Origin of the sequence: Pseudomonas palleroniana, assembly GCF_003031675.1 — a bacterium.
Taxonomy (GTDB): Bacteria; Pseudomonadota; Gammaproteobacteria; order Pseudomonadales; family Pseudomonadaceae; genus Aquipseudomonas; species Aquipseudomonas palleroniana.
The window spans coordinates 259,968-281,610 of record NZ_PYWX01000029.1 but is presented as its reverse complement, the minus strand read 5'-3'; the positions used below and the strand labels follow the sequence as shown (position 1 = coordinate 281,610).

The window sequence follows — 21,643 nt, the reverse complement described above, 5'->3', positions numbered from 1 at the left end:
TGTTGGGGCGGCTTTGCCACCCAGCGCGGGACAAGCCCGCTCACTACAGGGTCTGGTTGCGGCAGGTTCTTTTAACTGACTGGCATCAGGGCACTGGGTGCCCCGCTTTTTTTTAGTCTTTTTTCAGCTTCGGATTAGGAAAAAACTGTACCGCCTGCACCTTCGGGTCAGGCGCTTTCAACGCCGATGTATTGACCCGCGTGCCCAACTCCCTGGGCACCGACAGCCCTTGATCATTGAGCGTATCGGTATAGCCGCAGGCCACGCATTCACGATGTGGCACGCTGTCCTCGGTCCACATCTTCAGCTTGTCCGGCTCGCTGCACGCCGGGCAGACCGCCCCGGCGATAAATTGCTTTTTGGTAATCACAGGCCCTTCACTCATGCTGCCGCGTCCTCACTCAGGCCGCTGTGGCGCAAGAGTGCGTCAATCGACGGCACGCGTCCGCGGAAATCGACGAACAGCACCATCGGTTCCTGGGAACCGCCACGGGCCAGGATCGCCTCACGGAAGGCACGGCCAGTCTCGGGATTGAGCACGCCGTCTTCTTCGAATTTGGAGAAGGCATCCGCCGACAGCACTTCGGCCCACTTGTAGCTGTAATAACCCGCCGCGTAACCACCCGCGAAGATATGCGCGAAGCTGTTGGGGAAGCGGTTGTAGGCCGGCGGGCGCATCACCGAAACCTCATCACGCACGCCCTCGAGCACCTGCGCGACCGTGCGGCCATCGCCGTGAGTGGCGTGCAGTTCGAAGTCAAACAGCGAGAATTCCAACTGGCGCACCATCATCAGGCCCGACTGGAAGTTCTTCGCCGCGAGCATTTTCTCCAGCAAGTCCTGCGGCAGCGGCTCACCGGTTTCATAGTGACCGGAGATCAATGCCAGGCCTTCCGGCTCCCAGCACCAGTTCTCCATGAACTGGCTCGGCAACTCCACCGCATCCCAGGCCACACCGTTGATACCGGACACGCCCGCATGCTCAACGCGGGTCAGCAGGTGGTGCAGGCCGTGGCCGAACTCGTGGAACAAGGTGGTCACTTCGTCGTGGGTCAGCAGCGCAGGCTTGCCGCTGTCGGCCGGGGTGAAATTGCACACCAGATTAGCCACCGGGCTTTGCAGCACGCCGTCGATCGTGCGGCGGCGGTCGCGGGCGCCGTCCATCCAGGCACCGCCACGCTTGTTGGCGCGGGCGTACAGGTCGAAGAAGAAGCGGCCGACATGCTGGCCGTTTTCCTTGATTTCAAACAGACGCACGTCCGGATGCCAAGTATCGAAACCTTTTTGCTCGGCGATCTCGATGCCGTACAGACGCTGCACAATGGCGAACAACCCGCTCAACACTTTGTCGATCGGGAAGTAGGCGCGCAGGGCCTCCTGGGACACGCTGTAGCGCTGCTCTCGGAGTTTTTCACCGTAGAAACCGCTGTCCCAGCTTTGCAAGTCGGCGCAGCCTTGTTCGGCGGCGTAAGCCTTGAGCTGTTGCAGGTCCTGGGCGGCAAACGGCTTGCTGCGCTTGGCCAGGTCACGCAAGAAACTCAGCACCTGGTCACTGGACTCGGCCATCTTGGTGGCCAGGCTCAGTTCCGAGAAAGAGGCGTAGCCCAGCAGTTGAGCAAGCTCCTGACGCAGGTCGAGGATCTGTTCCATCACCGGCCCGTTATCGTTCTGACCGGCATTCGGGCCTTGGTCCGACGCACGTGTGCAATAGGCCGCGTAGACTTCTTCGCGCAGGGCGCGGTCCTGGGCGTAGGTCATCACCGCGTAGTAGCTCGGGAACTCCAGGGTGATCAGCCAACCGTCGAGCCCCTTGGCCTGCGCGGCAGCGGCCATTTGTGCCTTGGCCGAGTCGGTCAGGCCAGCCAGGCGGGCCTCATCGGTCACATGCTTGGTCCAGGCCTGGGTGGCGTCCAGCAACTGGTTGGAAAATTTGCTGCCCAGCTCCGACAGCTTGCTCTGCACTTCGGCGTAACGTTTTTGCTGCTCAGGCGGCAAATCGATACCCGACAGGCGGAAGTCACGCAGGGCATGTTCCAGGATAGTTTTTTGCGCCACGTCGAAGCCGGCCGCTTCCGGGCTGTTGGCCAAGGCTTCGAAAGCCTGGAACAGTGCGCGGTTCTGGCCCATTTCAGTGGAGTAGGCGCTCAACGCGGGCAGACATGCCTCGTAGGCTTCGCGCAGTTCGGCGCTGTTGCACACGGCGTTGAGGTGGCTGACCGGGCTCCAGGCGGCGCCCAGGCGGTCGTTCAGTTCGTCCATCGCCAGGACCAGCCCGGCCCATGTCGGATTTTTACCCTGGCTTTGCAGGATGCCTTCGATGGCGACACGGTTGTCGGCGAGGATCTGTTCGATGGCCGGCTGGACGTGCTCGGCACGGATCGCCGAGAACGGCGGCAGGTCGTAGGACTGCAGAAGTGGGTTGTTCGCGCTCACGGTTGGCACCTTGGCTGAGGAAACGGATAAGACAAAGATGGGGCCATCTTAATTACAATCAATGCCCACCGCAGCTATCAGCAAAAGAGAGAGAGGCTATCGTGACCCTTCGCAGCTATCAGAACCACACGCCAACCCTGGGCGCCGGGGCGTTTGTCGATGTTTCGGCGGTGGTGATCGGCGATGTCGAAATTGGCGCCGACAGCTCGGTATGGCCATTGACCGTGATTCGCGGCGACATGCACCGTATCCGCATCGGTGCGCGCACCAGCGTGCAGGACGGCTGCGTGTTGCATATCACCCATGCCGGCCCCTTCAACCCGGACGGTTTTCCACTGCTGATCGGCGATGACGTGACGGTCGCCCATAAAGTCATGCTGCACGGCTGCAGCGTAGGCAGCCGGGTGTTGATCGGCATGGGCAGCATCGTCATGGACGGTGCCGTGGTCGAAGATGACGTGATCATCGGTGCCGGCAGCCTGGTGCCGCCGGGCAAGAAACTCGACAGCGGCTTTCTGTACGTGGGCAGCCCGGTTAAACAGGTTCGCGCACTGACTGACAAGGAGCGCGCCTTTTTTACCTACAGCGCCGCGAACTACGTGAAGCTCAAAGACCTGCACCTGGCCGAAGGATTCGATCAATGACCTTGCATTACCCCACCGTACTGTTCGACCTGGATGGCACCCTCACCGACCCGCGCGAGGGCATCACCCGCTCGATCCAGTACGCCCTCGGCAAGCTCGGCATTGATGAGCCGGACCTGGCCAAGCTGGAACACTTCATCGGCCCGCCGCTGCTGCAAGCGTTCATGCAGTACTACGGTTTCGATGAAGCCAAGGCGTGGGAAGCGGTGAACTTCTACCGCGAGCGCTTCAAGGTCACCGGGCTCTATGAGAACCGCGTGTTCGACGGCGTGATGCCCTTGCTCGAAGCGCTGAACGACCAAGGCCGCCAGCTATATGTGGCGACCTCCAAGCCGTGGGTATTTGCCCGCGAGATCGCGCGGCATTTCGACTTTGCCCGGCACTTCAAGGTGATCTACGGCAGCGAGCTGGATGGTACGCGCACCAACAAGGTCGAGCTGATCGCTCACTTGATGCACGAAGAGCAGTTGGACCCGGCCACCACCTTGATGATTGGGGATCGCAAGCATGACCTGATCGGTGCACGAAGCAATGGGCTGGATTCGGCGGCGGTAGGGTATGGGTTTGGCAGTTTTGAAGAGCTGAATGCCGAGAAGCCGACTTGGCATTTTGAAACGCTGGATCAGATGCATCAGGCGTTTATGCGGCGCCCTTGAGGGCGCTATCGGGAGCAAGTCGAATCGTCGCACCGAGCGTACACAGTGAAAATGTGGGAGGGGGCTTGCTCCCGATAGGACCCTAGAGGCCAGCACCCTCCAACTGCTTCAACGCCGCCTTGCGCTGCGCCACCGGCAACCCGCCCAGCTTTTCCACCGCCGCAAAGAACTTCACCCAATCCCCACCTTGCTGCCTGAACAACGCGGCAAACGCAGGCACCCACTGGTCATACAGCCCGAACGGCAATAGCCGCGCGTTGTTCATCGGCTGGTTGATCCACCCGTCATACCGCTTATCGCCACCCCACTGGCTGTCGCGCATCCGCCGGTACTCACTGCGCAAGCGCTCGAATTCCGCCGCCTTGGCCTGGCGCATCACGTCCGCGGCCAATGGCTGGGCGTAGAGTTTTTCCAGGCGTTTGCGGGTGTCGAGGATCAGCCGGATAAATTGATCACGTTGCAACAACGCCGCATCACCCAACGGCGCCAGACCGCGTGCCGCACGCCATTGACGGGTGCCTTCCTGCTCCACGAAGTTGGCGTAGGACTCATTGAACTCAGTGTCGTCCTTCACATAAAAGCGCTGGTGCGCCAGCTCATGGAAGATCAGCGTCGCCAGGCGCTCATCACCCCAGTTCATCATGGAGCTCATGATCGGGTCATCGAACCAACCCAGGGTCGAATAGGCTTCTACGCCGCCAATCGACACATCCATGCCACGCTGCCGCAACGACGCCGCTTCACCTCGCGCCGCGCTTTGGTTGTAGTAACCGCGATAAGCCACGCAGCCGGCGATGGGGAAGCAGTGGGTCTCGGGCGAGAGAGAAAATTCCGGCGTGGCGAAGACGTTCCAGACTACATAAGGCCGACCAATGTCGGCATACAGCCGGTAACTCCGGTTGTCAGGCAGGTGCAAGTGTTCGCTGGCAAAGGCCCGCGCCTTCTGCGCTTGCTTGAGGTGATCGCGCAATACCTGTGGGCGAGACGGATCTGCGATGACCTCGGAAACCGGCTCCCTGGCCCGCAATAGTTGCCACTGGCCGCTGGCCAATTGGCTGTAATAACTCACACTGGAACAGCCGCTGAGCAGCACAACCAGCAACCCTGGAAGAAAACGCCTGACCATGCCCCAATGACTCCTGGGTAAATTGCCCGCCAGACTAGCCTGCCTGCGCGGCAGTTTTCCATGGCGTGGCATGTTTATACTGGTCGCGAGCCTGCTTGCATCTTTCCCATCGCCTGAGTGCCCGCCATGCGCCAGCTTTTGTTTTGCACCACAGCCTTGTTTCTCAGCGCTTGCGCCTCAACCCCGATTCCCCCGGTCGACCCGCATCAGGCCTGGATTGATTTCGCCACGCCGACGCCGGGCGCCAAACTGGTCATGGCCCAGCGCCTGGACGGCAAGAACCTCAACGACGGACGCTTCTTCCAGGTGCCACCCGGCAGCCATGAGCTGATGGTGCGATTTGATTTTGAGGTGCCCACGGGTGGCAGCTTGGGTGGCCTTGGGCAGATGACTGACCGTACCTGCTTCATTACCCTGCAGTACGATCATTTCGAGGCCGGCCAACGCTATCGCCTCGAAGGGCGCTCATTGGCCTACACGCCGAATATCCGTTTGTATAACGCCGCCCGCCAATTGCTGGCTGAAGAGCGCAGCGTCAACTGCCTGTGATCAGTCGTTGTTTTTTTGGTAGATGATGCGCTTGGTGCCGTTTTCACAGGAACCGACAATCATGGCGATGTCATGCTTCTCGGCTTCTTCGGCGGTGATGATTTCCAAGGTGTAGGACGGAATCGCCTTGGCCTGGATCTTCACCTCGATCTCTTTCCTGAGCTCTTCACAATCTTTTGGCGCGGCCACAACCGAAGTAGCCAACGCACCGCAAATGATCGCCAAGGCAAAACGTTTCATGTGTGAAGCTCCCTGAATGCCTGCGCACGGGTGTGCGCTCGAGGCTGCATAGCCTATACGACCGCATCCGGGAAACACGAGTTCTGATTTAACGCAGAACAAAGTGTGGAAGGGGCGGTGCGGCTTGGCCCCTTCCACATTGGATGGGCTGAGTCAGTTGACGAGCGTGGCATCCAGGCTGATTTTCGCATTCAGCACCTTGGATACCGGGCAGCCTTCCTTGGCCTTTTTGCTCAGCTCATCGAACTGCGCCTGGCTCGCGCCCGGGATCTTGGCTTTCAAAATCAAATGCACGGCGGTAATCGCAAAACCACCGTCCACTTGGTCCAGAGTGACCTCCGCCTGGGTGTCGATGCTGTCAGCCTTGAGACCTGCATCGCCAAGAATCATGGAGAACGCCATGGAGAAACAGCCGGCGTGGGCAGCACCAATCAACTCTTCGGGGTTGGTGCCTTTGCCGCCCTCGAAACGTGCCTTGAAGCCGTAGGGCGCTTCGCGCAACACGCCGGTTTCGGTCGAGATGGACCCCAGGCCTGTCTTCAGATCGCCTTCCCAATGAGCCGATGCTTTTTTCTTGATACTCATAGCTATCTCCTCGAACGGTGGTTTTGCGTCAGTAGGGTTCTGAGGATAGAAGCTTTTGCAAAGTTCACTTTGTCGGAAAAACCTAGTGCGCCAGTAGGAAATTTATGATCACCTATTGAATCTCGGGTATATGCCCTCATTGCATGAACATGCACAGAAGCGGCAGGTTTTGGTTCGTCTATTTAAGCCTGCGCACCCAATGGAGAAGCTGGCTTATGAAATCGCTGTCCGACGTGAAGTTCTCGACCCTCGACCTCGTACCTGTACGGGCCAATGGCAGTCCGGCCCAGTCATTGCGCAATTCCCTGGACCTGGCCCAGCACGTAGAAAAATTCGGCTACAACCGTTTCTGGGTGGCCGAGCACCACAACATGGATGGCATCGCCAGCTCGGCCACCTCAGTCCTGTTGGGCTACCTGGCCGGTGGCACCTCTACCATCCGTGTCGGTTCCGGCGGCGTGATGCTGCCCAACCACGCACCGCTGGTGATTGCCGAACAGTTCGGCACCCTGGAAAGCCTCTACCCCGGCCGTATCGACCTGGGCCTGGGCCGCGCCCCCGGTTCCGACCAGATGACCGCCCGCGCCCTGCGTCGGGAGCGTTCCGGCAGCGCCGACGATTTCCCGGAAGACGTGGCCGAACTGATGGCCTACCTCGGCCCACGCACGCCTGACCAACGGGTAATCGCTGTGCCGGGCACGGGCACCAACGTACCGGTGTGGCTGCTCGGCTCGAGCCTGTTCAGCGCGCAACTGGCGGGAGAGCGGGGGTTGCCCTACGCCTTCGCCTCGCACTTCGCACCGCGCCTGATGCATGAGGCTATTCGCGTCTACCGCAATCACTTCAAGCCTTCAGCCGTGTTGGATAAGCCCTACGTGATGCTCGGCATTCCGCTGGTAGCGGCCGATACCGACGAACAGGCCGATTACCTGGCCACCTCGGTGTACCAGCGCATCCTCGCACTGATGCGCGGGCAGAGCCTGGTGCAGCGCCCACCGGTGAAAACCATGGATGGCCTGTGGCTGCCGCATGAGAAGGACGCGGTTGGCAGCTTCCTTGGCCTGGCGATGGTGGGCAGCCCGGCGAAGATCCGCGCCAAACTGGAAGTGTTGATCGAACAGACCGGCGCCGATGAGCTGATCTTTACGTGCGACCTGTACGAACACGCTGATCGCATTCATTCCTACGAGCTATTGGCGCAGTTGATGAAAGGCTGAAGCCCAGGCGAAAAAAAACCGACGCACTCGCGTCGGTTTTTTATGTCTGGAACACGGAATCAACCGCGCTTGTAGACAATTTCCTTGGTGCCGGCTTCGCAGCTGCCGATCACTTTGCCATCGGCGGCAGCGCCTTTAGCGACCACATCCAGCGAGTAATGCTGAACGCCTTTCGCATCGAGCTTGGCCGCGAGTTCGCTTTTCAGCTCTTCACAAGGCTTGCCAGCTGCCATTGCTGTGCCGGCAACGCTCAACAAACTTACCGCTAACAGAAACTTCTTCATCCGTTACTTTCCTTGCGCTGATCGAAAAGAGCGTGCCGACGCACGTTGCATCGGCACCCTAAGGTTGTAGCGCAGGTTATGGCAATCGGCCAGTCAGCAAGTTCAACCGGCGAGATCAACTACTGGCAATTCGGAACCCCACCTTGAGCGTGACCTGGAAGTGCGCGGCCTTGCCGTCCTTGATGTGACCACGGGTTTCAGTCACTTCAAACCATTCCAGATGCTTGATGCTCTTGTTGGCCTCGGCCAGGGCGTTGTTGATGGCGTCTTCGATGCTGGTGGTCGAGGAGCCGACCAGCTCGACTTTCTTGTAGGTGTGATGATCAGACATGGCGTTTCTCCTGAGGGCTTTAGTCAGCGTAGCAGTCAATGTTGGTAATGCTTCTGGCGACTGCTCGTAGGTAAAAGTTCAGATTTACTGCACTTTCTGAAACCGCCGCAGTCGGTATCTACACACGTCACTCAATCACTTCAGGAGAGTCCAAATGGCCAACACTTCTCTACGCAAAGCCTCGCTGGAAAGCATGGAAGCGGAGATTTCCAGCCTGCTCAAATCCCTTGAGAGCCTCAAGGATGATGCATCCGATGAGTCGCGCAAAACCCTGAAGGCCCTGAAAAGCAATGCCGAGAATGCCCTCAAGCACTCTCGTCACCTGATCAGCGACGCCTACGAAGAAAGCAAAGTCAAACTGCGTGAAACCGGTGTTGCTACCCGCGACTACGCACAAGAGCATCCCTGGACCACCGCCGGTGTCGCCGTTGGCGCGCTGGGCCTGCTGGCCGCTTACCTGCTGTGCAAACGCGGTGACTGATTAACCGGCTATCCCGGCTCGCGCAACAGCTCAGCCTTGAGCCACTGCGCCAGCTGCCGAGCGCGCCCGTCCGCGGCGCGCTTGGGTAGCCACAACGCCAAGTGCGCCGGGGTTTCACTGAACCCCCACGGCGCCACCAGGCGTCCAGCACGCAGGTCCTCTGCCACCAGCGGCTGTGGCGCAATCGCCACTCCAAGCCCGGCTACCGCCGCCTCCAGCAAATAATACAAATGCTCGAAACCCTGGCCGTGTTTCAAAGCGCCGGGATCGATGCCGTGGTGCCGCGCCCAACTGGGCCAAGCTTGCGGGCGTGAAGTGGTGTGCAACAGCGCCTGGCCGCACAAGGCTTGCGGCGCAGCCTCCCGCAATTGTTCGAAGCCGGCGAAACGCGGGCTCATGACCGGCCCGATACGCTCGCTGGCCAACTCGTACACTTGCATATCCGCCGGCCACGGCGGCTCGGCGAAGACCAGCAGCGCATCCAAGCCTGGCCGGCGCGGGTCAAGGTCGCCTTCACCCGCCGACAGGTGCAGACGCAAATCCGGCAGGTCGGCATTCAAACGGCCCAGACGCGGGATAAACCAGCGCGCCAGCAAACTCCCCGACAAACCGAGCACAAAGGGTGCATCCGCGCCGCTTTGGGTGAGTTCCGCGCACACATCCCGCAAGCGCTCGAAGGCCTCGGCACTGGCATCTCGCAGCCGGACGCCCGCATCTGTGAGTTTAAGGCCTCGGCCTTCCTTGCTGAAAAGACTGACACCCAAGTGCTCTTCCAGCACTTTCAGCTGACGGCTGACCGCGCCATGCGTGACGTGCAGCTGCTCGGCAGCCAGGCTGACGCTATTGAGGCGGGCTGTGGCTTCAAAAGCACGCAGGGCGTTAAGGGGCGGGAGGTCTCGGCTCATCTGTGAGTTTTCCTGACAGGTTGCGGCGATCTTATCGGTTTTCAGCGTAGCGTGTGAGGGGTAGAGTGGCCCTCATTGTTTCTACACCCATTTTTTCCTGGAGCGTCCCATGACTCAGTCCCAGACCGATCTACGCAACGGCCCAGACGCCAACGGCCTGTTCGGCGCGTTCGGCGGCCGTTATGTCGCTGAAACCCTGATGCCGTTGATCCTCGACCTGGCCCGTGAATACGAAGCGGCCAAGATCGATCCGGCGTTCAATGAAGAACTGGCCTACTTCCAACGCGACTACGTCGGGCGTCCAAGCCCGCTGTATTTCGCCGAGCGCCTGACCGAGTTCTGCGGCGGCGCCAAGATCTACCTCAAGCGCGAAGAGCTGAACCACACCGGCGCACACAAGATCAACAACTGCATCGGCCAGATCCTGCTGGCACGACGCATGGGCAAAAAACGCATCATTGCCGAGACCGGCGCAGGCATGCATGGCGTGGCCACTGCCACCGTGGCCGCGCGTTTCGGCCTGCAATGCGTGATCTACATGGGCACCACCGACATCGAGCGCCAGCAGGCCAACGTGTTCCGCATGAAGCTGTTGGGTGCCGAAGTGATCCCGGTGGTCGCCGGCACCGGCACCCTCAAGGACGCGATGAACGAAGCCCTGCGTGACTGGGTGACCAACGTCGACAGCACCTTCTACCTGATCGGCACCGTGGCCGGCCCACACCCTTATCCGGCGATGGTGCGCGACTTCCAGGCCGTGATCGGCAAGGAAACCCGTGACCAGTTGCAAGCCCAGGAGGGCCGTCTGCCGGACAGCCTGGTGGCGTGCATCGGCGGTGGTTCCAATGCCATGGGCCTGTTCCATCCGTTCCTGGACGATAAGAGCGTGCAAATCATCGGCGTTGAAGCGGCCGGGCACGGCATCGAAACCGGCAAGCATGCCGCCAGCCTCAACGGCGGCGTACCGGGCGTGCTGCACGGCAACCGTACCTTCCTGCTGCAGGACGACGACGGTCAGATCATCGACGCCCACTCGATTTCCGCCGGCCTCGACTACCCCGGTATCGGCCCTGAACACGCGTGGTTGCACGATATCGGCCGCGTGCAATACACCTCGGTCACCGACGATGAAGCCTTGGATGCGTTCCACAAGTGCTGCCGCCTGGAAGGGATTATTCCTGCCCTGGAAAGCGCCCACGCCTTGGCTGAAGTGTTCAAACGCGCGCCGACCCTGCCGAAGGATCACTTGATGGTGGTCAACCTTTCAGGCCGTGGCGATAAAGACATGCAAACCGTGATGTTCCACATGGAACACTCTCAACAAGAGCAGTCCAAGCAGGAGAAACACTGATGAGCCGCCTGCAAAGCCGCTTCGCGCAACTGAAAGAACAGAACCGCGCCGCCCTGGTCACTTTCGTCACCGCCGGTGACCCGGGCTATGACACTTCGCTGGCGATCCTCAAAGGCTTGCCTGCCGCCGGTGCCGACGTGATCGAGCTGGGCATGCCCTTCACCGACCCGATGGCCGACGGCCCGGCTATTCAGCTGGCCAACATCCGCGCCCTGACCGCCAAGCAGAACCTGGCGAAAACCCTGCAGATGGTTCGTGAATTCCGCAAAGACAATCACGATACGCCGCTGGTGTTGATGGGTTACTTCAACCCGATCCACAAGTACGGTGTGCCGCAGTTCATTGCCGACGCCAAGGCAGCCGGAGTTGATGGCCTGATCGTGGTCGACATGCCGCCTGAGCATAACGCTGAGCTGTGCGACCCGGCCCAGGCTGCTGGTATCGACTTTATCCGCCTGACCACACCCACCACCGATGATGCGCGCCTGCCAACCGTACTCAATGGCAGCTCCGGTTTCGTGTATTACGTATCGGTGGCCGGCGTGACCGGCGCCGGTGCCGCCACCCTGGAGCACGTCGAAGAGGCCGTGACCCGCCTGCGTCGGCATACCGAACTGCCGATCAGCATCGGCTTCGGTATCCGCACGCCGGAACAGGCAGCGGCCATCGCACGCCTGGCGGACGGTGTGGTAGTGGGTTCGGCCCTGATCGATCACATCGCCACGGCCAAGAATGATCAGCAAGCAATCGATGGCGTTTTGAGCCTGTGCGCGGCGCTGTCGGAAGGTGTGCGTAACGCCCGTCGGTAAGCGTGGTAGGTGAAGTTCCTGATACAGAGGAATCAGCCCGCTCGTGCATGAGCCTGAACCGCAAGCCCAAGGGATTTCGAACCGCGTTCGAAATCCCTTTTTTGTTGTGGATGCGATGTCGTTAAAGTTCGATCCGCTCGACCTTGCCGACCAGCAACACGTAAGAAAGCGCCCCAAGCAATGCCAGCACCGCAATGTAGGTAATCGCCGGCGCAAATGAGTCGCCACTGGCCAGGAAGCCAATCACGATCGGCGTGGCGATCGCCGACAGGTTGCCGATGAAGTTGAACACCCCGCCGGTCAAGCCCAGCAGTCGCGCCGGTGCCAGGGTCGAGACCAGCGACCAGGTGATCGACGCCAGGCCATTGCCGAAGAACGCCACCGCCAGGAAGGCGATGACCCACGCGGTGGAGTCGACATAGTTGGCCCCGATGATCGCCGTGGAAATCAACAGCCCGCCAATGATCGGCAACTTGCGCGCAAAACCCACTGACGCGCCACGGCGAATCAGCCAGTCGGAAAAAATCCCGGAGCACAGTACGCCGACGAAGGCCGCGAGGAAGGGCAACGACGCCAGCAGACCGGACTTGATGAAGTCCATGCCGCGATATTTCACCAGGTAGGTCGGGAACCAGGTCAGGAAGAACCACAGCGTCGAGTTCAGGCAGAACTGCCCCAGGTAGATCCCCCAGAGTTTGCGCTTGCTCAGCACGATGCCCAGGTCGGCCCAACTGAACGGCGCCTTGACGGTTTTCGCCTGCATGTCCACCAGGCCGCCGCCCTCACGGATCAACGCGATTTCAGCCGCATTGGCGCCTTTGAAATCCTTCGGCTCGCGGTACACCGCATACCAGATCACCGCCCAGAGAATGCCCACGCCCCCCGTGACGACAAACACCATGTGCCAGCCGAAGGCGTGTTGCAGCCAGGCCAGTACCGGCGTGAGAAACGCCAGCCCGACAAATTGCCCGGAGGTGTAGACGCCAATGGCGGTCGCCCGCTCACGCTCGGGAAACCAGGTGGTGACCACACGGCTGTTGATCGGATAAGCCGGCGCTTCCAGCGCACCCACCGCCATGCGCAACACGAACAGCGCGATGAAGCTTGCGGCAAAGCCCAGCATGACAGTGGCGATGGACCACAACAGCAACGCAGCCGTATACAGAATTCGCGGCGGCACCCGGTCCACCAGCCAACCGCCGGGAATCTGCATGGCGGCGTAGGTCCAGCCGAAGGCGGAGAAGATCAGCCCGACATGCACCGGGTCGATACCCAGCTCACTGGTCAGCGCCGGGGCGGCAATCGACAGGTTGCTGCGGTCGAGGTAGTTGATCACCACGGTGATGAACAACAACAGCATGATGAAGAAACGCTTTCTGCTGGGCGTGACTAAAGAAGCCTGTCCAGTAAAGGATTCAGGGTGCATGGGGTGCCTCTTTTTTATGTTTGTTGAGGTCTGGCCTGACGGCCTGAAGAAACCGAATCAACTGTGGGAGGGGGCTTGCTCCCTCCCACATTTAGCTGGAAGTCACCACTCGGCAAAGCTGCCATCGGCATGGCGCCAGATCGGGTTGCGCCAGCGATGGCCGATAGCCGCGCGTTCGACCACATATTCCTCGTTGATCTCGATGCCCAGGCCTAGCCCGTTGGGTATCTTCACGAAGCCCTGGTCATAGTCGAACACGCCCGGGTCGCGCACGTAGTCGAGCAGGTCATTGCTCTCGTTGTAGTGAATGCCCAGGCTTTGCTCCTGGATAAACGCGTTGTAGCACGCAGCGTCCAGTTGCAGGCACGCCGCCAGGGCAATCGGGCCCAGCGGGCAGTGCAGGGCAAGGGCCACGTCGTAGGCTTCGGCCATGTTGGCGATCTTGCGGGTTTCGGTGATACCTCCGGCGTGGGACGCATCCGGCTGGATGATGTCGACATAGCCTTCGCTGAGCACACGCTTGAAGTCCCAGCGCGAGAACAGGCGCTCGCCCAGCGCAATCGGGGTGCTGGTCAGCGGTGCCAGTTCCTTGAGCGCTTCGTAGTTTTCACTGAGCACCGGCTCTTCGATGAACATCAGTTTGTAGGGGTCCAGTTCCTTCATCAGCACCTTGGCCATGGGCTTGTGCACGCGGCCATGGAAGTCGACGCCAATGCCCACGTTAGGGCCGACCGCATCCCGCACAGCGGCAACGTTGGCCAAGGCCAGGTCGACTTTTTCGAAGCTGTCGACGAACTGCAACTCCTCGGTGCCGTTCATTTTCACTGCGGTAAAGCCACGCGCCACCGCCTCTTTCGCGGCACGGGCGGTATCGGCCGGGCGGTCGCCGCCGATCCATGAATACACGCGGATCTTGTCGCGCACCTGGCCACCGAGCAGGTCGCTGACGGACACGCCGAGGGCCTTGCCCTTGATGTCCCACAACGCCTGGTCGATACCGGCCAGCGCACTCATGTGCACCGCGCCGCCACGGTAGAAACCGCCGCGATAGAGCACGGTCCAGATGTCTTCGATATTGCGCGGGTCTTTGCCGATCAGGTAGTCGGACAGTTCTTCGACGGCCGCCGCCACGGTATGGGCGCGGCCTTCAACCACAGGCTCGCCCCAGCCGGTCACGCCCTGGTCGGTTTCGACTTTGAGGAAGCACCAGCGCGGCGGAACGATGAAGGTCGTCAGTTTGGTGATTTTCATCTGTTATCTCTCTTATAGATGCAGCGCCCGTGGGCGCGGAACTTGAAGTCAGCTCAGGCTGTTCCAGGCGGCGACATACGCCTGGGCGCGGCTCGCGACCTGATCCACCGTCATACCCGGCTTGAACAACCCGGAACCCAGACCGAACCCTTTGGCGCCGGCATCGATGAACACCTGCATGTTGTCCGGGGTAATGCCGCCCACCGGCAACAGCAACGTGCCCGCCGGCAATACCGCCAGCCACGCCTTGATCACCGACGGGCCCATTTGCTCGGCCGGGAACAGCTTCAACACGTCGGCGCCTTCGGCCAGGGCGGCAAATGCTTCGGTCGGCGTGGCCACACCGGGCGACAGGAACAGGCCCGCCGCTTTCGCTGCGCGCAAGACCTTGGCATCGCTGTGCGGCATCACGATGACCTGGCCACCGGCGGCTTTCACTTGCTCGACCTGCTCCGGGGTCAACACTGTGCCCGCGCCGATCAGGCAATCGGCAGGCAGGCCATCGCGCAGCGTGCGGATGCTGGTGTAGGGGTCGGGCGAATTCAGCGGTACTTCGATGACGCGAAAACCCGCCTGGTACAGCACCTGGCCGATCGCCAGGGCTTCGTCCGGTCGTACGCCACGCAGGATTGCGATCAAACCGTTGCGGGCGAGCGCTTGCTTGAGCATGTCAGGTCTCCAATGCAGGTTAAGTGAGCCCGGCGGCCACCGCCAGTTGCCACAGGCCACGCTCGGTGGCTTCCTGCGCCAGGCTGACGTGATCGAAGCCGCACAGGGCGAGGGCGCGTTGGTAGCGGGCGCAGAGGGCGGCGGCGCCGACCAGGATGATGGGTTGGTGTTTGGCGCCGACCGGCAGGCCGGCCAGTTCATGACCGATGAGCAAACCGGACAGGTAGTCAGGCTGTTGTTCGGGCGCCAACTCGCCGGTCAGCCCGAGCGTGCGCGCACTGAACAACGTCGACAGCACGCCGCGTTGGCCATCTTTGGAGAGCGCCACCTGCACGCCCCGATCAAAAGCGTCGGCCTGGAAGTATTCGGATATTTGCTGAGTACGCCCAAGCAGGCTGTGTTTGCTCAACACCGCGAACAGCTCGCCGGTCATGAAGGTGTCGAAGTGGGTGATACGCCCCTCGACCACCTCGACCCATTTGGAATGGCTGCCGGGCAGGCCGATCAATACGTCGGCGCCAAGCCCCTGCAGCACGCCCAGCACTTGGGTTTCTTCGCCACGCATCACATTGGGCAGACCGACCTGCTCAATCACGCCGGGCACGATATGCACGTCGATTCCACGCAAGCTGCGTACCCGATGCAGAGCGTTGCCGAGGCTGGCGACGTTCACTGGCGTATTGCGATAGGCCGCCTCGCTCCAGCCCTGGGCGCTGCCGACCATGCCGCAGGCGATCACGGGCAGGTCGGGCCGGGCATCGAGCCAGTCACCACACGCCGCATCGAATGCCAATTCAAAGCCATCACGACAGTACACACCCGCGATATCCCGGGGCTCGCTGGGCAAATGCATGATGCCCCACGCCAGCGAGCGCTGCTCCAGCACCACACCTGCGGGGCCGAGTTTATAAGCACGAAGGGAACTGGTGCCCCAATCGAGCGCGATCAATTGCGCCTGCATCGCTTCACCTGAATGAGTGGTGATGAAAAAAGCTGATGGGCGAATATAAACCTATGCTTGCGCACATCTCAATATATAAATATCAATCCCACATAGTGAGACGAGACGAGATAAATCCTACTCCGTTTGCCCTTTTTGCGGGGAGTGGAACAAGACGTTATCTGATAGGGGAAGTTAAAAAGCCGACAAGTCCAGTTCGCGCATCGCCCCCATCCAGATCGCATAGTCGGTGTGATCCTTCAGGTCATCGCCGGTTTCGGGGTGCAGGAACACCACCAGACCCTCGCGGTGCAAGGCCAACCACGGCAGCACCACACCGATGTACTCCGGCTCGAAAGCCAATTGGCAGCTCCAGTCCGGGTGCGGGCCCACCGGCCGTTCGTGCACTCGACCCATGCGTAACGGGAACAGCTTGGCCGCGTCTTCGCACAGGGTGCGCGCCTGCTCGATCGTACTGGCGTCGAAGTAGATATGGGCGTGATAGCCCTTGATACGTTGCATGATGAAATCCGCGTCCACTGTGCGCCGATCCTAGACCGCAATCGACGGCAGGGCCAGTCCGGTCAGGGACTGCGCGCTGCTGGCCTGCTCCGCCAGCAGCCAATCGACAAAGCGCTCGATCAACTGCCCCCGGCGTTTGCGCTGGGGCTGCACGACGTAATAACCGAAACGCGAGATCACCGTGTCGCTGATCGGCCGGCACAGCCAGTTCTGCTGCAACAGGTTATCCACCAGGTGGCGCCAGCCGATGGCTACGCCCTGACCGGCAATCGCCGCCTGGATCAGCAGTGTGTAGTTGTCGAAACGCAACTGGCCTGGCGTGGGTGCCGTGGTGATCCCTAACTCGCGAAACACACCGCTCCAGTCGAACCACTGGCTGTTGTTCTCCTGACGCAGGTGCAGCAGGGGAAAATCCTGCAAATTCGCCAGGGTCAGCGCTGTGGTCTGCTCCTTGAGCCACTGCGGGCTACACACCGGGAACACTTCTTCGTTGAACAGCCACAGGCTGTCGCCCTGCTTGAAACGCCCGTCGCCGAACAGCACCGCCACATCGATATCACTGCGCAAGGTGGCGTGGTTACGTTCGCTGGTGACCAGGCTGACATCGACCTGCGGGTTGGCCTGGTGGAAGCGGTGCAGGCGCGGCATCAGCCAGTAAGCGGCGAATGCGAAGTCGGTGGCCACTTGCAGCACTTCATGCTGGCCCTGCTGGGTGATCGCGCTCAGACCTTGGTTGATGGCCTGCAAGCCACCCTGGGCATGCTCGAACAGCAGGGCACCCGCGTCGGTCAATTCGATGCCACGGTAGATGCGATCAAACAGGCGAATCGACAGCTGTTCTTCGAGCCGCTTGATCTGCTGGCTGATGGCCGGTTGAGTGGTGCCCAACTCCATGGCGGCCGCCGTGAAGCTGCGATGTCGCGCCGCCGCTTCGAATACGCGCAACAGGTCGAGGGATAGATCACCGAGGGCTTCATACATTAGCTGTACTTATCCTAGACATTGTATTTCATGGGCTTTACCCAATTTTTCATGGGCTGCATGCTCATTCGCATAAACACCGCCTATGGAATGCCGAAGCCCCATGAAGCGCAAGAACATTCTTTTCATCATGGCCGATCAAATGGCCGCGCCACTGTTGCCGTTCTACGCACCGTCCCCGATCAAGCTGCCGAACCTGAGCCGCCTTGCCGCACAGGGCGTGGTGTTCGACGCCGCCTATTGCAACAGCCCGCTGTGTGCACCATCGCGCTTCACCTTGGTCAGCGGCCAACTGCCGAGCAAGATCGGCGCCTACGATAACGCGGCGGATTTCCCCGCCGATGTACCGACGTATGCCCACTACCTGCGCCGCCTCGGCTACCGCACCGCGCTGTCGGGCAAGATGCATTTCTGTGGCCCCGACCAGTTGCATGGCTACGAGGAGCGCCTGACCAGCGACATCTACCCCGCCGACTACGGCTGGGCGGTGAACTGGGATGAGCCGGACGTGCGCCCCAGCTGGTACCACAACATGTCCTCGGTACTGCAAGCCGGTCCGTGTGTGCGTACCAACCAGCTCGACTTCGACGAAGAGGTGGTGTTCAAAGCCCAGCAATACCTGTTCGACCATATCCGTGAGGACGGCGATCAGCCGTTCTGCCTGACGGTGTCGATGACTCACCCGCACGACCCGTACACCATTCCCAAGCCGTTCTGGGAGCTGTACGACGATAGCCAGATCCCTTTGCCGACGACCCCGCCCCAGGCCGATCTCGACCCGCACTCCCAACGCCTGCTCAAAGTCTATGACCTGTGGGACAAGCCGCTGCCTGTGGATAAGATCCGCGATGCGCGGCGTGCTTATTTCGGTGCTTGCAGCTATATCGACAGCAATGTCGGCAAGCTCTTGCAGACCCTGGAAGACACCGGCCTGGCCGAGGATACGATCATCATCTTCTCCGGCGACCACGGCGACATGCTCGGCGAGCGCGGCCTCTGGTACAAAATGCATTGGTTTGAAATGGCCGCCCGCGTACCGTTGCTGGTCTGGGCACCGGGGCAATTCGCCGCCGGCCGCGTGGCCCACGCCGTGTCCACCGCCGACCTGCTGCCGACCCTGGTGGAACTGGCCGGCGGCGAGCTGGACCCACGCCTGCCGCTGGACGGCCGCTCGCTGGTGCCGCATTTGCAAGGGCAGGGCGGGCACGACGAAGTGTTCGGCGAATACATGGCCGAAGGCACCATCAGCCCGCTGATGATGATCCGCCGTGGCGCCTACAAATTCATCTACAGCGAAGACGACCCTTGTCTACTGTTCGATGTGCACAACGACCCGCACGAGCGGGAGAACCTCAGCCAGTCGCCGGAGCACCGCTCACGGTTCGAGGCGTTCTTGAGCGAGGCGCGAGCCAAATGGGACATCCCGGCGATCCACCAACAGGTACTCGCCAGCCAACGCCGCCGTCGTCTGGTGTTTGAAGCCCTGACCCAGGGCAAGCTGAAGAGCTGGGATCACCAGCCACTGGTAGACGCCAGTCAGCAATACATGCGCAACCATATCGACCTCGACGACCTGGAGCGCAAGGCACGTTATCCACAACCCTGCCAAAACCAATAAAGACACAGAGGGAAGGCCATGCAAAAGCTAACGGTAGTACTGGGTATCCTGGCGCTCGCCAGCGCCAATGTGTACGCAGACGCCAGTTGTGAAACGGTGAAAATGGCTGATCCCGGCTGGAGCGATATCGCCGCCACCAATGCCATCACCGGTTTTCTACTGACAGGCATGGGCTACAAACCCAAGGTCGACACCCTGGCGGTGCCGATCACGTTTGGCGGGCTCAAGGATGGCCAGGTGGATGTGTTCCTGGGCAACTGGATGCCGGCACAACAGGGCTTCTATGACAAATTCGTGGCCAATGGCGATGTAGTGCAACTGGCGAAAAACCTCGACGGCACCGAGTTCACCCTCGCGGTGCCGGACTACGTGTGGGACGCCGGCGTGCATGACTTCAACGACCTGAACAAGTTTGCCGACAAGTTCGACAAGAAGATCTACGGCATCGGCTCCGGCGCGCCGGCGAATATCTCGTTGCAGGAGATCATCAAGAAGAACGACTTTGATCTGGGCCAATGGAAGCTGATCGAGTCCAGCGAACAGGCAATGCTCGCCGAGGTGTCACGCTCGGTCAAAAAACAGAAATTCGTCTCCTTCCTCGGCTGGACGCCGCACCCGATGAACGTGCAATTGAAAATGCACTACCTCAAGGGCGGCGAGAAGTATTTTGGTGACACCGGCAGCGTGTATACCTTGACCCGCAAGGGTTACGCACAGGCGTGCCCGAATGTCGGGAAGCTGCTGACCAACCTGAGTTTCACCCAGGAGATGGAGAACAGCATCATGGCCGAGGTCGCCAACAACAAGGTCAGCAATGCCGATGCGGCGAAGGCGTGGATCAAGGCGAATCCCGCAGTGTTGGACAAGTGGCTCGACGGGGTGAAGACCACGGATGGCCAGGAGGCCCTGCCGGCTGTCAAAGCCAGGCTCTGACATCCGACGCGATCCAAGTGCGGGAGGGGCGGAGCGACGATTCGACTTGCTCCCTCCCACCGGGATCGGTGCCTGCTGATATTCTGCGCCAAACCTACAGACCGAGCCTTTCATGCCCCGGCCCAACCGCCACACACTTTTTCCCTTTCTCGCCTGGCTCCCGCGCCAAACCCGCGCCAGCGTGGGGCGAGATGCAGTCGTTGGCCTCAGCGGCGCAATCCTCGCCCTGCCACAGTCGATTGCCTACGCACTGATCGCCGGTCTCCCGCCCGAATACGGCCTGTACGCGGCAATCATCCCGGTACTGATCGCCTGTCTCTGGGGCTCCTCCTGGCACCTGATCTGCGGCCCTACGGCGGCGATTTCCATCGTGCTGTACGCCAGCATCAGCCCCTTGGCGATACCCGGATCGCAGGACTACATCACCTTGATCCTCCTGCTGACATTCCTGGCCGGCGTTTTCCAGTGGCTGCTGGGCATGCTGCGCTTCGGCGCGCTGGTGAATTTCGTCTCTCACTCGGTGGTACTGGGTTTCACCCTGGGTGCCGCCGTGGTGATTGCCCTGGGCCAGTTGCCCAATCTGCTGGGCCTGGATTTGCCGAGCCAGGCCACGGCAATCAATAGCCTGCTGGCGCTGATCGACCATGGCGGCGAGTGGGACCAGGCGTCACTGGCCCTGGGGCTGGGCACCTTGTTGGTGGGCGCGTTGCTCAAATACTGGGTGCCACGCTGGCCAACGCTGTTGATCGCCTTGGCCCTCGGCAGCCTGGCCGTCTGGCTGTGGCCGGCGATGTTCGGGCATGTCGCGCGGGTCAGTTCGTTTGTTGGCAAGCTGCCGCCATTCAGCCCGCTACCGATGGACCTCGATCTGCTGCTGCGCCTACTGCCCAGTGCAGTGGCGGTGGGGATGCTGGGGCTGGTGACCAGCCTGTCGATAGCCCGCTCTTTGTCGGCCCGTTCACAGCAATTGCTCGACGCCAACCAGGAAGTCCGCGCGCAGGGTTTATCCAACATTGTTGGTGGATTTTTCTCGGGCTACTTGTCAGCCGGTTCCTTTACCCGCTCCGGGCTCAGCTATGAAGCAGGCGCGTGCTCGCCGTTGGCGGGGGTGTTTTCCGCGCTGTGGGTGGCGCTGTTCGCGTTGTTCGGCGCCGCATTGATCGCCCACATCCCCATTCCGAGCATGGCCGCGAGCATTCTGTTGATTTGCTGGGGCCTGGTGGACCATCGCGGCATTCGTGCGTTGTTCCGGGTGAGCCGGGCCGAGTTTGTGGTGATGGGCCTGACCTGCGTCGCCACCTTGCTGCTGGAGCTGCAAACGGCGATTTATGCCGGGGTGCTGGCCTCGCTGTTTTTCTACCTCAAGCGCACCTCGCAACCGCGCGTCCAGCAGTGGCGTGACGGCGACGAAGATGTCCTGCGGATAGGCGGCTCGATCTTCTTCGGCGCCAGCCATTACCTGCAAGTACGTCTGCAAAGTCTGCACGGCCAGCGGGTGGTCATCGAGGCGCAGCAGATCAACTTTATCGACTATTCCGGCGTGGAGATGCTGCACCAGGAGGCACGGCGATTGCGGGGCTTGGGACGCAGCTTGACCTTGCGCCGGGCCCGGCCGCAGGTGGTGGAAGAGTTGAAGAAACTGGAGGGAGCCGACAACTGCCCCCTCCAGTTCGAAGACTGAACGCAGTCAAA

The 21,643-nt window shown here is 60.9% G+C and carries 24 protein-coding genes; 10 read left to right on the top strand and 14 right to left on the bottom strand.

Annotated features, from left to right (window positions below; genetic code table 11):
- Positions 1 to 112: 112 nt before the first annotated feature.
- Both C9383_RS09780 and prlC read right to left on the bottom strand, forming a co-directional pair.
- Entirely contained in the window at positions 113 to 385 is a 273-nt protein-coding gene (locus C9383_RS09780) for a YheV family putative zinc ribbon protein (RefSeq protein ID WP_060756521.1), read from the bottom strand.
- On the bottom strand, positions 382 to 2,433 hold the full coding sequence (prlC, locus tag C9383_RS09775) for an oligopeptidase A (RefSeq protein ID WP_090367743.1): 2,052 nt from the start codon (positions 2,431 to 2,433) through the stop codon (positions 382 to 384). The genes C9383_RS09780 and prlC overlap by 4 nt, the downstream gene beginning before the upstream one ends.
- A gap of 101 nt (positions 2,434 to 2,534) precedes the next feature.
- Here prlC and C9383_RS09770 point away from each other — a divergent pair, with 101 nt between their 5' ends.
- Both C9383_RS09770 and C9383_RS09765 read left to right on the top strand, forming a co-directional pair.
- Entirely contained in the window at positions 2,535 to 3,077 is a 543-nt protein-coding gene (locus tag C9383_RS09770) for a gamma carbonic anhydrase family protein (protein ID WP_060756523.1), read from the top strand.
- Positions 3,074 to 3,733, top strand: a complete 660-nt coding sequence (locus C9383_RS09765) for an HAD family hydrolase (RefSeq protein WP_090367745.1) — start codon at positions 3,074 to 3,076, stop codon at positions 3,731 to 3,733. The genes C9383_RS09770 and C9383_RS09765 overlap by 4 nt, the downstream gene beginning before the upstream one ends.
- Positions 3,734 to 3,815: 82 nt before the next feature.
- On the opposite strand, the gene C9383_RS09760 is transcribed toward C9383_RS09765, so the two are convergent.
- Complete coding sequence (locus C9383_RS09760; protein WP_090367747.1) at positions 3,816 to 4,859, bottom strand: aminopeptidase; 1,044 nt, start codon at positions 4,857 to 4,859, stop codon at positions 3,816 to 3,818.
- A gap of 126 nt (positions 4,860 to 4,985) precedes the next feature.
- Between C9383_RS09760 and C9383_RS09755 the strand changes: the two genes are divergently transcribed.
- Positions 4,986 to 5,408 carry a PA0061/PA0062 family lipoprotein gene (locus C9383_RS09755; protein ID WP_090367749.1) on the top strand — a complete coding sequence of 141 codons (423 nt, stop codon included), beginning with the start codon at positions 4,986 to 4,988 and terminating at the stop codon, positions 5,406 to 5,408.
- On the opposite strand, the gene C9383_RS09750 is transcribed toward C9383_RS09755, so the two are convergent.
- Positions 5,409 to 5,648, bottom strand: a complete 240-nt coding sequence (locus C9383_RS09750; protein ID WP_090367751.1) for a DUF1161 domain-containing protein — start codon at positions 5,646 to 5,648, stop codon at positions 5,409 to 5,411.
- 153 nt (positions 5,649 to 5,801) lie between these two features.
- Positions 5,802 to 6,233, bottom strand: coding sequence for an OsmC family protein (locus tag C9383_RS09745; protein WP_060756528.1), 432 nt, complete (start codon positions 6,231 to 6,233; stop codon positions 5,802 to 5,804).
- A gap of 215 nt (positions 6,234 to 6,448) precedes the next feature.
- Here C9383_RS09745 and C9383_RS09740 point away from each other — a divergent pair, with 215 nt between their 5' ends.
- Entirely contained in the window at positions 6,449 to 7,450 is a 1,002-nt protein-coding gene (locus tag C9383_RS09740) for an LLM class flavin-dependent oxidoreductase (RefSeq protein WP_021491416.1), read from the top strand.
- A 59-nt stretch (positions 7,451 to 7,509) separates the two neighbouring features.
- Here the strand turns inward: C9383_RS09740 and C9383_RS09735 are convergent, their stop codons facing one another.
- Positions 7,510 to 7,734: a DUF1161 domain-containing protein gene (locus C9383_RS09735; protein ID WP_090367754.1), complete on the bottom strand. Its 225-nt coding sequence runs from the start codon at positions 7,732 to 7,734 to the stop codon at positions 7,510 to 7,512.
- Positions 7,735 to 7,849: 115 nt separating this feature from the next.
- Positions 7,850 to 8,065: a dodecin gene (locus C9383_RS09730; protein WP_005783406.1), complete on the bottom strand. Its 216-nt coding sequence runs from the start codon at positions 8,063 to 8,065 to the stop codon at positions 7,850 to 7,852.
- A 154-nt stretch (positions 8,066 to 8,219) separates the two neighbouring features.
- Between C9383_RS09730 and C9383_RS09725 the strand changes: the two genes are divergently transcribed.
- Complete coding sequence (locus C9383_RS09725) at positions 8,220 to 8,546, top strand: ElaB/YgaM/YqjD family protein (RefSeq protein WP_003233664.1); 327 nt, start codon at positions 8,220 to 8,222, stop codon at positions 8,544 to 8,546.
- A gap of 8 nt (positions 8,547 to 8,554) precedes the next feature.
- Here C9383_RS09725 and C9383_RS09720 read toward each other — a convergent pair whose 3' ends face one another.
- Positions 8,555 to 9,451, bottom strand: coding sequence for a LysR family transcriptional regulator (locus tag C9383_RS09720; RefSeq protein WP_090367756.1), 897 nt, complete (start codon positions 9,449 to 9,451; stop codon positions 8,555 to 8,557).
- A gap of 109 nt (positions 9,452 to 9,560) precedes the next feature.
- On the opposite strand from C9383_RS09720, the gene trpB reads away from it, so the two are divergent.
- A complete protein-coding gene (trpB, locus tag C9383_RS09715) occupies positions 9,561 to 10,802 on the top strand; it encodes a tryptophan synthase subunit beta (RefSeq protein WP_060756532.1) in 1,242 nt (413 codons plus the stop codon).
- Complete coding sequence (gene trpA / locus C9383_RS09710; protein WP_090367758.1) at positions 10,802 to 11,611, top strand: tryptophan synthase subunit alpha; 810 nt, start codon at positions 10,802 to 10,804, stop codon at positions 11,609 to 11,611. The genes trpB and trpA overlap by 1 nt, the downstream gene beginning before the upstream one ends.
- Before the next feature lie 121 nt (positions 11,612 to 11,732).
- On the opposite strand, the gene C9383_RS09705 is transcribed toward trpA, so the two are convergent.
- From C9383_RS09705 to C9383_RS09680, 6 genes are all read right to left on the bottom strand, one after another.
- Positions 11,733 to 13,037 (bottom strand): MFS transporter, encoded by a 1,305-nt coding sequence (locus tag C9383_RS09705; RefSeq protein ID WP_090367760.1) that lies wholly within the window; start codon positions 13,035 to 13,037, stop codon positions 11,733 to 11,735.
- Positions 13,038 to 13,139: 102 nt separating this feature from the next.
- Entirely contained in the window at positions 13,140 to 14,288 is a 1,149-nt protein-coding gene (dgoD, locus tag C9383_RS09700) for a galactonate dehydratase (protein WP_090367762.1), read from the bottom strand.
- A gap of 48 nt (positions 14,289 to 14,336) precedes the next feature.
- Positions 14,337 to 14,957 carry a 2-dehydro-3-deoxy-6-phosphogalactonate aldolase gene (locus tag C9383_RS09695; protein WP_090367764.1) on the bottom strand — a complete coding sequence of 207 codons (621 nt, stop codon included), beginning with the start codon at positions 14,955 to 14,957 and terminating at the stop codon, positions 14,337 to 14,339.
- Between the two features lie 19 nt (positions 14,958 to 14,976).
- Positions 14,977 to 15,918 carry a 2-dehydro-3-deoxygalactonokinase gene (locus tag C9383_RS09690; protein ID WP_090367766.1) on the bottom strand — a complete coding sequence of 314 codons (942 nt, stop codon included), beginning with the start codon at positions 15,916 to 15,918 and terminating at the stop codon, positions 14,977 to 14,979.
- 174 nt (positions 15,919 to 16,092) lie between these two features.
- Positions 16,093 to 16,419 (bottom strand): DOPA 4,5-dioxygenase family protein, encoded by a 327-nt coding sequence (locus tag C9383_RS09685; RefSeq protein WP_060756682.1) that lies wholly within the window; start codon positions 16,417 to 16,419, stop codon positions 16,093 to 16,095.
- Between the two features lie 30 nt (positions 16,420 to 16,449).
- A complete protein-coding gene (locus C9383_RS09680; protein WP_060756539.1) occupies positions 16,450 to 17,400 on the bottom strand; it encodes a choline sulfate utilization transcriptional regulator in 951 nt (316 codons plus the stop codon).
- Between the two features lie 103 nt (positions 17,401 to 17,503).
- Here C9383_RS09680 and betC point away from each other — a divergent pair, with 103 nt between their 5' ends.
- The 3 genes from betC (at position 17,504) to C9383_RS09665 (ending at position 21,632) form a co-directional block, all read left to right on the top strand.
- Positions 17,504 to 19,018: a choline-sulfatase gene (gene betC, locus C9383_RS09675; RefSeq protein ID WP_090367768.1), complete on the top strand. Its 1,515-nt coding sequence runs from the start codon at positions 17,504 to 17,506 to the stop codon at positions 19,016 to 19,018.
- Positions 19,019 to 19,036: 18 nt separating this feature from the next.
- A complete protein-coding gene (gene choX / locus C9383_RS09670; protein ID WP_090367770.1) occupies positions 19,037 to 19,951 on the top strand; it encodes a choline ABC transporter substrate-binding protein in 915 nt (304 codons plus the stop codon).
- 112 nt (positions 19,952 to 20,063) lie between these two features.
- Positions 20,064 to 21,632: a SulP family inorganic anion transporter gene (locus tag C9383_RS09665; protein ID WP_090367772.1), complete on the top strand. Its 1,569-nt coding sequence runs from the start codon at positions 20,064 to 20,066 to the stop codon at positions 21,630 to 21,632.
- The last annotated feature ends 11 nt before the right edge of the window (positions 21,633 to 21,643 follow it).